This window comes from Turicibacter sp., assembly GCF_017941855.1.
Classification (GTDB): Bacteria; Bacillota_I; Bacilli_A; order MOL361; family Turicibacteraceae; genus Turicibacter; species Turicibacter sanguinis.
Genome location: NZ_JAGAVR010000017.1, coordinates 45696 through 59361 on the forward strand (window position 1 = coordinate 45696; position 13666 = coordinate 59361).

At 35.8% G+C, this 13666-nt stretch carries 13 protein-coding genes; 3 read left to right on the forward strand and 10 right to left on the reverse strand.

What is annotated here, in order from left to right; all coding sequences use genetic code 11:
- Window positions 1-33: 33 nt before the first annotated feature.
- Both J6D32_RS03175 and J6D32_RS03180 read right to left on the reverse strand, forming a co-directional pair.
- Window positions 34-1290, reverse strand: a complete 1257-nt coding sequence (locus J6D32_RS03175) for a GntP family permease (RefSeq protein ID WP_006783599.1) — start codon at window positions 1288-1290, stop codon at window positions 34-36.
- 29 nt (window positions 1291-1319) lie between these two features.
- Window positions 1320-2453, reverse strand: coding sequence for a glycerate kinase family protein (locus tag J6D32_RS03180; protein ID WP_006783598.1), 1134 nt, complete (start codon window positions 2451-2453; stop codon window positions 1320-1322).
- Window positions 2454-2739: 286 nt separating this feature from the next.
- Here J6D32_RS03180 and J6D32_RS03185 point away from each other — a divergent pair, with 286 nt between their 5' ends.
- The gene (locus J6D32_RS03185; protein ID WP_055164249.1) at window positions 2740-3432 is read left to right on the forward strand and encodes a phosphoribosyltransferase; all 693 of its coding nucleotides are present in this window, start codon (window positions 2740-2742) and stop codon (window positions 3430-3432) included.
- A gap of 37 nt (window positions 3433-3469) precedes the next feature.
- Here the strand turns inward: J6D32_RS03185 and J6D32_RS03190 are convergent, their stop codons facing one another.
- From J6D32_RS03190 to J6D32_RS03200, 3 genes are all read right to left on the reverse strand, one after another.
- The gene (locus tag J6D32_RS03190; protein WP_006783596.1) at window positions 3470-3733 is read right to left on the reverse strand and encodes a hypothetical protein; all 264 of its coding nucleotides are present in this window, start codon (window positions 3731-3733) and stop codon (window positions 3470-3472) included.
- A 198-nt stretch (window positions 3734-3931) separates the two neighbouring features.
- Complete coding sequence (locus J6D32_RS03195; protein WP_006783595.1) at window positions 3932-5785, reverse strand: alpha-amylase family protein; 1854 nt, start codon at window positions 5783-5785, stop codon at window positions 3932-3934.
- A 238-nt stretch (window positions 5786-6023) separates the two neighbouring features.
- Window positions 6024-6665, reverse strand: a complete 642-nt coding sequence (locus J6D32_RS03200; RefSeq protein ID WP_006783594.1) for a YybI family spore inner coat protein — start codon at window positions 6663-6665, stop codon at window positions 6024-6026.
- Between the two features lie 423 nt (window positions 6666-7088).
- Here J6D32_RS03200 and J6D32_RS03205 point away from each other — a divergent pair, with 423 nt between their 5' ends.
- A complete protein-coding gene (locus J6D32_RS03205; protein WP_006783593.1) occupies window positions 7089-7361 on the forward strand; it encodes a hypothetical protein in 273 nt (90 codons plus the stop codon).
- Window positions 7362-7399: 38 nt separating this feature from the next.
- On the opposite strand, the gene J6D32_RS03210 is transcribed toward J6D32_RS03205, so the two are convergent.
- The 3 genes from J6D32_RS03210 to J6D32_RS03220 form a co-directional block, all read right to left on the reverse strand.
- A complete protein-coding gene (locus J6D32_RS03210; RefSeq protein ID WP_006783592.1) occupies window positions 7400-7936 on the reverse strand; it encodes a hypothetical protein in 537 nt (178 codons plus the stop codon).
- 152 nt (window positions 7937-8088) lie between these two features.
- Window positions 8089-10254, reverse strand: coding sequence for a DNA topoisomerase III (locus J6D32_RS03215; protein ID WP_155223430.1), 2166 nt, complete (start codon window positions 10252-10254; stop codon window positions 8089-8091).
- A gap of 79 nt (window positions 10255-10333) precedes the next feature.
- Window positions 10334-11578, reverse strand: coding sequence for a helix-turn-helix transcriptional regulator (locus J6D32_RS03220; RefSeq protein ID WP_229059676.1), 1245 nt, complete (start codon window positions 11576-11578; stop codon window positions 10334-10336).
- A 667-nt stretch (window positions 11579-12245) separates the two neighbouring features.
- Between J6D32_RS03220 and J6D32_RS03225 the strand changes: the two genes are divergently transcribed.
- Complete coding sequence (locus tag J6D32_RS03225) at window positions 12246-12857, forward strand: C39 family peptidase (RefSeq protein ID WP_262941910.1); 612 nt, start codon at window positions 12246-12248, stop codon at window positions 12855-12857.
- A 26-nt stretch (window positions 12858-12883) separates the two neighbouring features.
- Here J6D32_RS03225 and J6D32_RS03230 read toward each other — a convergent pair whose 3' ends face one another.
- Window positions 12884-13030 (reverse strand): hypothetical protein, encoded by a 147-nt coding sequence (locus J6D32_RS03230; RefSeq protein WP_287467269.1) that lies wholly within the window; start codon window positions 13028-13030, stop codon window positions 12884-12886.
- Between the two features lie 109 nt (window positions 13031-13139).
- Window positions 13140-13666, reverse strand: a 527-nt coding sequence (locus J6D32_RS03235) for a hypothetical protein (protein ID WP_287467270.1), incomplete at its 5' end; no start/stop codon positions are given.

Genomic DNA, 13666 nt, shown 5'->3' on the forward strand with positions numbered 1-13666 from the left:
AAAAAACCACCCATAATGGGTGGTTTAATCATATTAAAGTATAATCCCCCAAATAATCGTTGTCACAATCGTAATGGTTAACCCAACTAATGACTCGTAAGGGATTAATTTTAAACGTTCATTGATGCTAACATTTGTTGCTCCTGCTGTTGCATGAAAGAATGATCCATGTGGTAAGTGGTCAAGTACAGTTGCCCCTGCATGAACCATTGCCGCTCCACCAAGTGGAGATACACCTGCAGCCATAATAGCCGGTCCAAATGTTGCCGAAGCAATCGTTGTTCCTGCTGTTGTTGAAGCAGTCGCCGCTCCCATTAAAATCCCTGCAATTGGAGCTAATAAGAATTCTGGAATACTTAATCCATTTAATAAAGCAATGGTTGTTGTTTGTAACGTTGATGCTTTAATAATACCTGCTACTGCTCCCGTTCCAACTAAAAGAACTGCAACTGGCATCATTTTTGTTAATCCAAATGTAATATACTCATTAGTATGTTTCCATTTTCCACAAGCAATCACGCCGATGATTCCACCTACTGGTAAAGCAATTAATGGGTCTACTGTAATTCCAGCCAATGGACGTAAAGCTAATAAAAGAATGGCAACAACTGGTCCAATAACCGCTGCAAAGAAGCTTGGTAAGTCGTCTTGATTTTCTTCTACAACGATTTCTGTTACTTTTTCACCTTTATTAATTAATAACTTAACTAAGAAAACCGTCACAATTAAACCACAAATGGCCGCAATCACGTTTGCTCCCATTAAACTTGATAATTCAACACCAAAGTTTTCAGAAGCTGCAATCGTGTTTGGATTTGGAGAGATAACATTTCCACATTTTCCTCCACCAATCATCGCAAGTAAGATTGCCATTTTTGAATAGTTTAATTTTTTACCTAATGCTAAAGCAATCGGTGCTACTGTAATAACTGCGATATCAATAAATACCCCAGCTGCTGTTAAAATCATTGTCGCTAAAGCTAAAGCGAATAACGCGCGTTTTTCTCCTAATACTTTAACAATCTGTTCTGCAATTTTAGCTGCTGATCCCGTTTTGATTAAAACTCCAGCTAAAACTCCAGACGTAATGATACGAATAATGGCCGGCATCATTCCTTTGGCCCCATCAATCATCGTTGAAACAGTTCCATCAAGTCCTGCTCCTCCAACAAGTCCACCAATTAAAGCTCCTAAAATTAAGCTGTAAGCTGGATGTCCCTTTTTAATAATTAAGAAAATGGCTACAGCTAACCCAAGTAGCGCACCAAACGTTGTAATCTGTAAATCCATGTGGTTACTCTCCTTTATGAAATTGTCATTTAGTTAATGGCTTGAATTAAATTAAAGATTTGCTGCGTTGTTTGCTTCATATTTTCGTAAGCAACTTCTGGCTTCATTGCTTCTTCTAAAGACATCGCACTATTAACGATTGAGAAGTAAGCATCCATTCCTTCTTCATTGCATTTTTTCGCATCATTTGTTGTAGCTCCCGCTACTCCAATGACTTTACAATTATATTTTTTTGCAAGCTTGGCAACTCCAATTGGAGCTTTCCCCATTGCCGTTTGATGATCAATACGACCTTCTCCCGTCATAACAAAATCAGCGTCTTTTAATTCTTCTTCTAACTTCGTTTCTTCTAAAATAATTTTAACACCAGATTCTAATGTTCCGCCTAAGAATGCGGTGAACGCAAATCCAAGTCCACCTGCCGCTCCAGCACCTGGTAAATGAGCAAAATCTTGTCCTTTATGCTTTGCGACAACATCTGCAAAATGCTTTAATCCTGCATCTAATGCTTCTACCATTTCAGGATTTGCTCCTTTTTGTGGTGCATAAATATACGCAGCACCAAGTGTTCCATATAAAGGATTATTAACATCGCAAGCAATTTTAAAGTCACATGACGCTAATTCAGGTAACACATTTGTTTCATCAATTGAAACCACTTGGCTAAGACCTTGGCCCCCTTGCATCACTTCTTGTCCATTAGCATCTAAGAATTTAAATCCTAAAGCCATTAACATCCCAAGCCCGGCATCATTTGTTGATGATCCACCAATTCCAACAATAAATTTTTTACATCCAGCCTCGATGCAATTTTTAATCATCTCTCCAACACCATAGGTTGTTGTCACTAATGGATTACGATTTTCTACTGCTACTAATGGAAGTCCTGCTGCTTGGGCCATTTCAATCACAGCTGTTTCACCAATCATCCCAATTTGGGCACAAACTTTTTCATGTAGTGGTCCACACACTTCTACATTTTTTAACTCACCATTCATTCCAGCTACTAACGCTTCTGTTGTTCCTTCTCCACCATCAGCTAATGGTTTTACAACAACCGTCGCATTAGAATTAGCAGCTAAGATACCTGCTTTTGCTGCTTCACCTGCTTCTATTGAACTTAAACTTCCTTTTAATGAGTCAATAACTACAACGACTTTCATGGTGTCAGCTCTCCTTTAAATACATTAATAATTAATCTAAACCTAACTCTAGACTTAAGCATATGATTTGACATTTCACTTTTCGTCAAAAAATGACGAGCGAAAGCTATTATAACACCGGTTACATCTTTTGTATACACGCTTTCAAAAAATTCTAAAATTTACTATATTGCTTTTTTAAAAATTTTTCTATTTTAAAGCGTCTATATCTTTCTTTAGTATGTAGCCAATAACCTATTCTATTTCGTCCATACTAAAAATAATTTAGAAAAAGTGGTGATGAAAATTGTTATTTAAAAACCGTTTTGATGCAGGTGAATTATTAAGTCAACATTTAAAACTCTACCATGATAAAGAGATAATCATGCTTTTAGTCCCTAGAGGTGGAGTTGAAGTGGGCCTTCCTTCAATTAAACATTTTCAATTTGAATGGGATTTGATAATTACTCGAAAAATTGGAGCTCCTCATCATAAAGAAATAGCGATTGGAGCCGTAACTGTCGATGGACAATATTTATTGTATGAAGAATATATTGAACACCTCCACGTTCCGACTGGCTATATTGAGCAAGAGATTGAAAAAGAATTACGTGAAATCAAGCGACGATTAATCACATATCGTGGCCATGATTCCTTTCCAAACGTTCAACATAAAGTGGTCATTTTAGTCGATGATGGAATAGCGACAGGATTTACTCTTTTAGCTGCCATTAAATCGATTAAAGCTCATCAACCCAAAAAATTGATTTTAGCGGTTCCTGTTGGACCAACAGAAACGATTGAAGCCCTCCGTCAATTTGTAGATGAGATTATTTGTCTTCATTCAATCGATCACTTCACCTCAGTAGGAGCCTATTATGAGACGTTTCCTCAAGTCACAGAAGAGCAAATGTCCTATTACTTAGAAGACCTAAAAAAGGTCCATCATCATGTAAAAAGCCTTATCCCACTGGATAAGGCTTTTTATTTAATTTGCTGAACTTTTGTATCTTTTTATCCTTGATCATTAAAGACAACTATAATGATTTTGGACTCACTAATTCTAAATGATAGAAATCTTCGTATCCATAATCCCCGACATGATTTAAGTACGTGCGAATAATCGCACGAGCATTTAGGCCACATCCTCTTAATTCATCTTCTAATTCTTCACTATTATGATAATCTACTAAACGTTCAATGACTTGTTCAAGCGTTGAACGGTCAAGTTCTAATAAGTCAACATTTGATTCGATATACCCACCTTCACGTAAAAACATGACTAAATACATTTGATCCATCTTAAAACCTCCTAACAGCGTTACGCTCTATTATAGCACAAGGTAATCCCCCATAATCAACTGACCTAAACTCTTTTTTAAAGAAATGTGACATCCTGTCATATTTACCTTTAAAACCACCCATAGAATAAGGAATCTTTCCTTCACGCTACTCCCCCAAAGAAAAAGCAGTTCGACTGATTCGAACTGCTTTTTTATCTAATTTTTAAACCATAAAAATTCATAAGGTTCAACAACAATCACTTCATCTTCTAAATGAATCCTTTTATCACTGACAAGGTCTGACATCATCCCACTAAATCCACACTGTTTCATTTCAGTTGTTGGAAGATACAATTTATGTTCGGAGAAGTTAAATAATAATAACATTTTGGCATCATCTTGGAATTTGCCGATTCCATAAACATGGTGATTTGACAAGCGGAGGATCTCATTTTTCACATCCCCAGCAAATAATGGCTCATTTTTGCGAATGTTAATGAGATGCTTTAGCATTTGGAAAACTTGACCCACTGGTGTCGTTAAATCATGACGTTTTTTCGCACGATCCCAGTCCATTGCTGGTCGGTGAACCCAACGCCCTTCACGGCATTTATGTTCATCTTCTAAGTAAGAATAATCATTAATCGTTGCTAATTCATCACAACTATAAAGAAGCGGGATTCCTTGTGATCCTAGTAATAAGGCGTGTATGAGATTAATACGAGCAATGGCTGTTTCAATCATGGCACTATTATCATATCTTAACGCCTGCTCAAGTCCAGCTAAACTTGCAAGTGTTCCATTAATTCTTGCATCACGCGTCACTGGATTATATTGATAAATTTCTCCTGTTGCAAAACTTCCCGGGAACTTTCCGCTATAAAAATCAATCATAAATTGCTTATGATCCACTGGATTTGAGCCCGTTAACCAAATCGCATCCTCACTAAATCCCCATCCAATATCATCGTGACAACGTGCATAATTAATCCAAGTTCCCGATTTTGGTGTCGTGTACCTCTCACTATCCAAACGCATGACACGAGTATCCCGAGTCGCTAACGAATTCCAAATATTCACCATAAAATTCGCATTATACATTAACTCGCACTCGACTTTGTGCTCATCTCCAAAATACTTTACAATCTCATAAGGCTCAACAATCGCTTCTCCAAGTAAAACAAGGGATGGACACGCAATTTCTTTAATCAGATGTAGCAGATGCATCAATTCATGAATCATCGGTAAATTACGGCACGACGTTCCAAGCTCTTTCCACATAAACGGAATCGCATCTAACCGAATAATATTAACCCCTGTATTTGCTAAAAACAACATAATATCAACCATTTGCTCAAACACATAAGGATTCTTAAAATTCAAATCCCACTGAAAATCACTAAACGACGTAAAGACATGATGATTAATTTCTTCATAATAAGTAAAATTCCCCGGGCACTTATCCGGTAAAACCTCAGGCACCGTCTTATTATAAAGAGCTGGAATATCATAATGCTCATACATCATATACATGCTCTGATAAAAATAATTCCCCTCAAGCGCACGTTTCGCCCACTCATGTTCCTTCGCCGTGTGATTTAACACGTAGTCGATGCAAACCGAAATCCCCGCTTCCCGAAACTCGCTTAACATCTGAATAAAATCATTCATCGTTCCAATGCGTGGATCAATATCACGGTAATCTTCTACCGCATACCCTCCATCATTTTCCCCTTCACGAGGCTTTAAAAGAGGCATCAAATGAACATACGTCACCCCTAACTCTTTCAAATACGGAATTTTTTGACTTAAATTTTTCAAATCCCCCGCAAATAAATCCACATAAAGCATCATTCCAATCATATCCTGGGCCATAAACCAATGTGAATCACGCTGATCTAATGCTTTAAGTTCTGCTTGACGTTCCTGATATTTTTTTTCAATCACCCTCATCAGCGACTCAAAATCTTCATCACTCGCTCCAAATTGATCATAGACATAATGATACGTCCACTTTAAGTCATCATAATGCTTCGCTAACCGTTGTTCAAACTCATCTCTTCTTCCCATCCTATTCTATCGCTACTTTTCATGAAAACTCACACCAAATAAGGGAACCTTCCCACACAATCAATAACTATTTAATTCTCCGTCCCCAAATCCCCGTCACATGAAAAGTCGCTACGCTCCTTTCCATTATTATTATTATTCCTATTTAAGATGAATTATAGCATTAAATGAAAAAGAGGTAAATATAGAATGGTATCGATTTCATAAATTTTAGTAAAATAAAAAGCGAGTTAAAACCTCACTTTTCATATCCTGGTTCAAGCAAATATTGATTCTGAATCACTAACTTTCCTTGATCATTAAAAACTAGAATAGATTGGATCATACCAAGTGTTTGAGAATTTGTCTGTCCTATAATTCGCTGTTGAACTAATAAACTAAACGCATCTTGATACGGTTGCTTAATCGGATAAATCACATTCGGTGCCAAAACTTGTGGCAATGAGTTTTCATCGTCTATCTCTACTAAAAATATCATTTGGGTTTGATCACAAAGAACAAAGGCCTGCTCATCATTTACAAGTTGTGTGCTAAATACCAACTGCTTTGAAATCTCATCATCACGACATACCAACTTCAACTGATTTTTTTCTACCTCAACCAATCCTAAAACTGTATAATCTCCACTACCACCTGATTGACCAACCACCAAAATTTGATCTTTTCCTAATGATAAAAAATCCCCTAAATATAAATGCATCGCATATCCACCGAATGGTAACTCACAACTTAATGGTGCGATTTCTTTTCCAGCCACTACTAATTTCAACTGATTCATAAAAAGTCCATCATCTTCTGAATCTCCATAAAGCACAACTTTCTCACATTTGACATTGCCAAATACATCCCCATACTGAATATCTAACAACGTTTGAGCCATGTTATCACTCCTTTTTTTCAGACTAGTATATCTTATGTTAAAAGTCCATAAAGTGTCTCTCATCATTCACAGTTTAATTGAAAATACTCATTAAATAGGTTAAAAAATACAATGACTCCTACATTATGACTTATTTTTTAGGGACCTTCTTGCCCTCTTAAACCAAAGTTATCATTGAACCATCACTTGAATTAAGAGGGAACAGATCCCTTGATAAAATTAGGCTTACGTCTAGTGATCCTCCTATCGCCTCAAATGCCTTGAAATGAAATTCAAATCTTAAACTGATGACCCATCTTTTCACTTCATTATTTTTAAAAATTTGTTCATCATCTTTAAAAAAGAATCTGAATTGAAATAGACTCACTTTTGAATAAATCTCTCCACTTTATTCCATAATGAAATCGATAAGAGGTGATTTGCATGAATATTCTTGAAATTTTAAAACTCCTCGGTTGGGAAATTATTTCCGCGGACAATAAAAAACAACAATATACTATCACTGAAAGTATTGAACGAGTTCAACGTGAAACAGAACAAGATGGAAGAATTTATGGTGAAACAACCGTGACGATTGATGATGTTTCCTTCGATGAGTTTGGCAATCTTTATATTATTTTTCAAGATGCCTATACTGGACATTACGTTGATAATTTTGTCTATAACCGAATGGAAAAAAATGAAATATACATTTAAAAAACGAAGTTCTGATTATCGAACTTCGTTTTTTAAATTCATTGATTAAAGGTTGCTGATTGTAAGTTAAACAATAGATATAAAATACTTTCACGACTATCTGTAATTTTCCATGTGCTATCTTTTTTTATTAAGCGAATCTCAGCCGAACGCTCTGTATAAGTTACCTCCTCTAAACAAGATAGCATCAAACTCTCATCAAAAGAAACAGGAGATGAGTGATCTTGACTTTCTTGAATAAAAGCAGATTGATACTGCATGAGTTCTGCTGCTATATCTGGTCCCGTGACACTCACCTTAACATACGCGACTTCTTTATTCATTTTCTGTGACAAAACTTCAAATTGAATATCTTTTATTAACTCAAAAATTCGTTGATCAACATCCGTTAACTGATCTGTTTTTTTCATTTTAGCATCATTAAATAAACTAAGAAAATCTCCTTCTGTCCCTTTTTGGATTTCACTAAAATAAGATTCTACAATTAACGAGGGTGAGGGTTGCCCCCATCCCACAAGACTTAAAGCAATAAACACGATGAAACTCATCATGAATGCCCATCTAAAACTTCTCATCAGCTTCACTCCTTTTAAAAAGTAAACGATTCTATTTCTTAGTATTTCATAAAAGGATTATTTCATTCATTAATTCACAAAAAAAAATCCCCCTCCCTTTTACACTTTCCCCCTATTAAAAAAGGAGTTGTCGTCTGACAACTCCTCATGTATTAGAATTTTAAATTGGCAAATGCATCTGCAAAGGCTGAATTTAATGGTTCTGCTTGTTTTTCTTGTTCACGTAAATACTTTTGAACATCACGTTTACTTCCTTGTTTTTTCTGTTCTTGCTTACGTTTATTAAAGTTGCTTAGCTTTTCACGATAACCACAAGTACAAGCAAAGATGCGCCCTTCTCCTTCTCCACGAAGCTCAAGTTTTTTATGGCAGTTTGGACAACGAGAATTTGTCACTTGAGACACTGTTTTACGCGTTCCACATTCGCGATCTTGGCAAACTAACATCTTACCGCGTTTTCCATTTACCGCTAACATGGGCTTCCCACACTCAGGACATTTAGTAGTTGTTAAATTATCGTGCTTATATTTAGCGTCGCTCCCTTTTATTTCTTCAACGATTGCTACCGCATACTCACGCATTTGTCCAACAAAAACTTGACGTTTTAATTTACCGTTTGCAATATCACTCAACTTTTGTTCCCACTGCCCGGTTAACTCAGGTGATTTTAAATCGGCTGGCGCCAGCTCAAGTAATTGGCGTCCCTTTGATGTTAAATGAATCTCTTGACCACGTTTCTCGATCATGAAACCATTAAATAATTTTTCAATGATATCCGCACGTGTTGCAACCGTTCCAAGTCCACCTGTCTGACTTAATGTTTTCGCGATTTCTTTATCACTTGAATTCATAAAGCGTGCTGGATTTTCCATGGCTGATAACAGGGTTCCTTCATTAAAGTAAGCCGGTGGTTGTGTCTTTCCTTGTGTCTTAATTAATCTTGAGATTGGTAATTTCATGCCCTCTTCTACAATCGGAAGTACTTGGTCATCATCTGAATCTTCATCAAAGCCGTACACTTCCTTATATCCCGCAGAAATCACACGTTTTCCTTTTGCCGTAAAGTTCTCAGACCCAATTTTAGCTAAAAGCGTCGTTTGCTCGTATACAAATGGTTTTGATAACACCGCTAAGAATCGTTTCACGACGAGGTCGAAAATTTTACGTTCTTTATCACTTAAATCCGTTAATAACACCGTTTGTTCCGTTGGAATAATGGCATGGTGATCACTTACTTTTTTGTCATCTACAAACGATTTATTGGCTACGATTTTTGATTTTAATAATCCGTTAGCTGCCCCACGATAAGGACCAATGGCCACCGCTTTTAAACGATCCGGTAACGTTTCAACAATATCACTTGAGATATAACGAGAATCGGTACGAGGATACGTCAGAGCTTTATGTTGCTCATATAATTTTTGCATAATTGATAACGTTTCTTTCGCTGAGAAACCAAATAAACGGTTCGCATCACGTTGTAATTCTGTTAAATCATACAATCCTTTAGCATACTCTTTTTTCTCAACTTTCGTTACCTTCTCAATGATGGCTGGTTGCTGATTTAAGGTCGTTAATAGGGCTGTCACTTTATCTTCACCAAACGTTTTAACATCTTTTGACTTACTATCTTGCCACGTTAACTTTAATCCATGACTAATCGCACTGATTCCAAAGAAAGGTTTTGATTTAAATTGTTTAATTTCATCTTCACGTTTAGCAATCATGGCAAGCGTTGGGGTTTGAACACGTCCACATGATAAAGAAGCATTATGTTTCGTTGTCAAAGCGCGTGTTGCATTCATTCCAACAATCCAATCCGCTTCTGAACGGGCGATGGCTGAAGCATATAAATTATCATAAAGATGTCCATCTTTTAATGATTTAAATCCCTCTTTAATTGCTTTATCCGTTACAGATGAAATCCATAAACGTTTAATCGGCTTTTTAACCCCAACTTTTTCAATGATCCAACGCGCGACTAATTCTCCTTCACGTCCTGCATCTGTTGCAATAACAATAGCAGACACATCTTTTCTTAACATCTGTTCTTTAACCGCTTTAAATTGTTTTGAAGTTTTTGGCATCACCACTAATTTAAAATGCTTAGGTAACATCGGTAAATCTTCTAAATTCCATGATTTATATTTCACATCGTAAGCTTCAGGATCAGCAAGCGTCACCAAATGTCCAAGCGCCCACGTTACGATATAATCTTTTCCTTCTAAATAACCATTGCCTTGTTTTTGGCAGTTTAGCACGCGTGCAATATCGCGTCCAACGGATGGTTTTTCAGCTAACACTAATTGTTTGCTCATGAGTTCATCCTCCACGTTTTTAAAGTACTCATCTATTGTATCAAATTGTACGCAAAAAGACCATGACTCTCATCATGGTCTAGATTGAAATCATCGTTAGACAATCTCGTTTCATTTCATCTAGTTCATCGCATTCGCTTTGGCAATACCATCTAATTAGCTCCAATTTAAGCCCATTTAAAAATGCTTCGCTTAAACATCCTTTTTTCACCAAATCTCTCATTTCACCTAACAACATTGAGAGTTGCGATTTGTCACTCATTGAATAAGCTAACTTCAGTGAGAATTCATACCACTCCTTTACATAGCGTTGATTTCCCCCTTCCATAATTTCTTCTTTCGATTCAAGAAAACATTGCTTAGCTTCTTCATATTGATCTAATAAAAAATAAATTTTACCCTCTAAAAGTCTAGATAATTGACGTTGGAAGAGCGTTTTTCTGATTTTAATAGCTTTTTGAACTGTAACTAAGGCTTCTTCATAATTCTGATTTAGCATTAATACCCCTCCTAAGTTATGATAAGCCATTCCCTTATAATACTCATATTTTTCCCTATTTATAAAGTCAATTATCAACTCATAAGCTTCTTGATATCTCTTCATTTTGATAAAAGCATAATATTTTAACATTAATGTTCCAGCGAGGGTCTCACTGTCCTGACACTGAATTAAAATTGATTCTATTTCTTCCAAACCTTCTGCATACTTCTCAAGTTCTAAATTTATTAAAGCCATATTATATCGTAAACGGTAGTAATAGGCAGTCATCTTATCATCTGTATACTGGGCAGCCAATGAATAGTACATTAAGGCAACTTTATAATTATCGGTTTCTTTCATATTATGACCTAATTGATGATAACAGTAGGCTAAATTACAATGGATACCATTTGCAACATGAATGGCTTTCATAAAATAATTAGTCGACACTTCATATTGTAGAATAGATTGGTAATGTTCACCCATTCCAACATTTAAACGGTATAAAAGATCACATAAATTAAATTGCTGTGCAATTTTTAATGACTCGTGATAATGCAGTGGGATTCTTTCAGTTTGACATTTTTTTGTTAAATAAGCAAAGGCTTGTTCTTCCTCTGTGTATCTAAACGTTTCTTTTGTATATAAATTTTTAATTTCCCCATTAGTTAATATATAAAATGCATCATAAATTTGATCAATCATTTCGAGTGTAGGTTGCCGTTTTTGGCTTTCAATCATACTTAAATAATGCTGACTAATCCCAAATTTAGAAAACGAAGCTTGTTTTAAAGCATATACTGTACGACATTTCTTTACTTTATCACCTATTCCTAAAAACAACTCTACCCACTCCATCTAGCGTTTATCTTACAATCCATTCTAAACTATTTTTATTTCATTATCTACTTCTTAAACTTCTATTAGCCTGGTAAGTGCTCAATTTAACTCATGAATTACAACAGCTCATAATCTTTTTTTATTCGCTTTCTATGCTCAAACAAACAATAAATGAAATAAAGTACCGTCAGCAAGATGAGGTACTCCAAAACCCATTGAAATTTAATGAAAAGTAAATTAAAGAGAATCAATAGAATGGTGATAAAACAATAAATCCCTAACATTAAACATTTAGAAAGATGTAATGCCGAGCAAGTAACAGCTTGAATGAAAAATAAAAGTAAATTTGTGAGGATAAATACAAGAGAGTATGTCCTACTCGGATACAGGGTTGGATCTTCATTTAACCATATAATAAAATGAGTAAAAATAATGAGTAAAGCACTCGGAATAGCCCCTACTATCCATCGAATCATCGCAAATCACCTACCTTTTGACTAACATTAATTGCCACTTCTACCATTCATTTTATTACATACCGATTATTAAATTAAAGAAAAAAAACATCACTGGTTATAAGCCTTTAGAGTGATGTTTTTTAAACATAATTCGATTAAATTACTTTATTTTCCTTTTTTACAGAATTATAGTATAATTTAAATAAAAAGGAGTGATTTTATTGAAAAAATTCATTTATACAAGCTTAGGCATTTTGATGATGATGCTCTTATTAACTCTATATTTTTTATCCCCCTTTCCAAAACACGATAAAATTCCTATATCCTTTCCTTCTTCTTTTTCAATTGAGCAAGAGAATTCCTTTGAAACACAAATCATAAATGAATGTTCCGCCTTCTCGATTGCTTACGTTCTTCGCCATTATCATGAAAGCCAAACAGGTCTGAATATCTATCATCAACTCAACTATAAAATTCCAGTCTCAGGATATGTTCTTCCCAAAGGAATCCTGAACTATTTTAAGGATTCTGCCTACAACATTGAAATGTTTACGGGGAGCCTTGAAACATTAAAAACACGACTAACGGCCGGAACTCCAATTATCGTCCTAATTGGAAACTCTTTAAATTGGCAGCATTATATGACACTGGTTGGATATGATGACACGACAAATGAAATGTACTTTTTTGACTCCCTTAAATCATTCGATGAAAATAATGGGCACCCTGGCAATCGGACGATAACGACGGATTATTTCCTTAAGCTTTGGAACAACGGTCTTCCGATTTTCAACCAAATTTACTTCACTATTTCTCCTCATTAAAAGGTAATCTATCGAGATTACTTTTTCTATTCCTCTAAGGATTCGAGTTCATCACGGATTTCTGTTATTTCCTGTTCAAAAGCATCATACGTCATCACTTCAAAAACTCCTAGAATACTGATGCTGATTACACAAAGAATTAATGCAATTTGAATCATTAATGTGACTGTCATAGCTCTCACTACCTTTTTTTTGTATATCATTTAGTATTCCTTGCGTACCTAATCAATATACGAAAACAATAAAAAAAACCGAAGAAGTAACTTCGTCGGTTTGCCTCATTCATCCTAAATAACTGACAGATGTATAACTTGGGATCACAGTCCAAATCTGTTGACTAGCTATCACACGATACATCATATTTCCTTGCAAAGGCATGATTCCTCTCATCTCATCGGGTAGCTCTTTACGAATTGAAAACATGTAATAAGGCATCGAATTCGTGACTTGATTGCTTGGCATCGGTGGATTTGTTACATAAGCTTGTCCTAGCTTTTGAATCGTAATATCATTTGGCATATTTTGAATGGCCGGCATTTTAGGTTCCCCCCCTTGCACTTGTGAAACGGTATTTGGCTTCACAATTTGTGCTTGAGTTGGCATCGATTGAGTTACCATCGGTACCTGTTGATAATAGGGGGCACTTGCTTGAATAGGTGGTTGGTAAGTTGATACTGGGTACGCATACCCACTTTGCATTGGGTATGCACTTTGCATTGGGTATGCACTTTGTGTTGGATATGGTGTCGCTGCATATGCTTGTTTGTTTCCAAAAAGACTGGCTAGTGCTACGCCGGTTAATCCTCCCA

Excerpts from the sequence above, each read along its gene's own strand:
- J6D32_RS03175 (WP_006783599.1), bottom strand. The coding sequence starts at position 1,290 with ATGGATTTACAGATTACAACGTTTGGTGCGCTACTTGGGTTAGCTGTA.
- J6D32_RS03180 (WP_006783598.1), bottom strand. The coding sequence starts at position 2,453 with ATGAAAGTCGTTGTAGTTATTGACTCATTAAAAGGAAGTTTAAGTTCA.
- J6D32_RS03190 (WP_006783596.1), bottom strand. The coding sequence starts at position 3,733 with ATGGATCAAATGTATTTAGTCATGTTTTTACGTGAAGGTGGGTATATC.
- J6D32_RS03195 (WP_006783595.1), bottom strand. The coding sequence starts at position 5,785 with ATGGGAAGAAGAGATGAGTTTGAACAACGGTTAGCGAAGCATTATGAT.
- J6D32_RS03200 (WP_006783594.1), bottom strand. The coding sequence starts at position 6,665 with ATGGCTCAAACGTTGTTAGATATTCAGTATGGGGATGTATTTGGCAAT.
- J6D32_RS03205 (WP_006783593.1), top strand. The coding sequence starts at position 7,089 with ATGAATATTCTTGAAATTTTAAAACTCCTCGGTTGGGAAATTATTTCC.
- J6D32_RS03210 (WP_006783592.1), bottom strand. The coding sequence starts at position 7,936 with ATGAGAAGTTTTAGATGGGCATTCATGATGAGTTTCATCGTGTTTATT.
- J6D32_RS03215 (WP_155223430.1), bottom strand. The coding sequence starts at position 10,254 with ATGAGCAAACAATTAGTGTTAGCTGAAAAACCATCCGTTGGACGCGAT.
- J6D32_RS03230 (WP_287467269.1), bottom strand. The coding sequence starts at position 13,030 with ATGACAGTCACATTAATGATTCAAATTGCATTAATTCTTTGTGTAATC.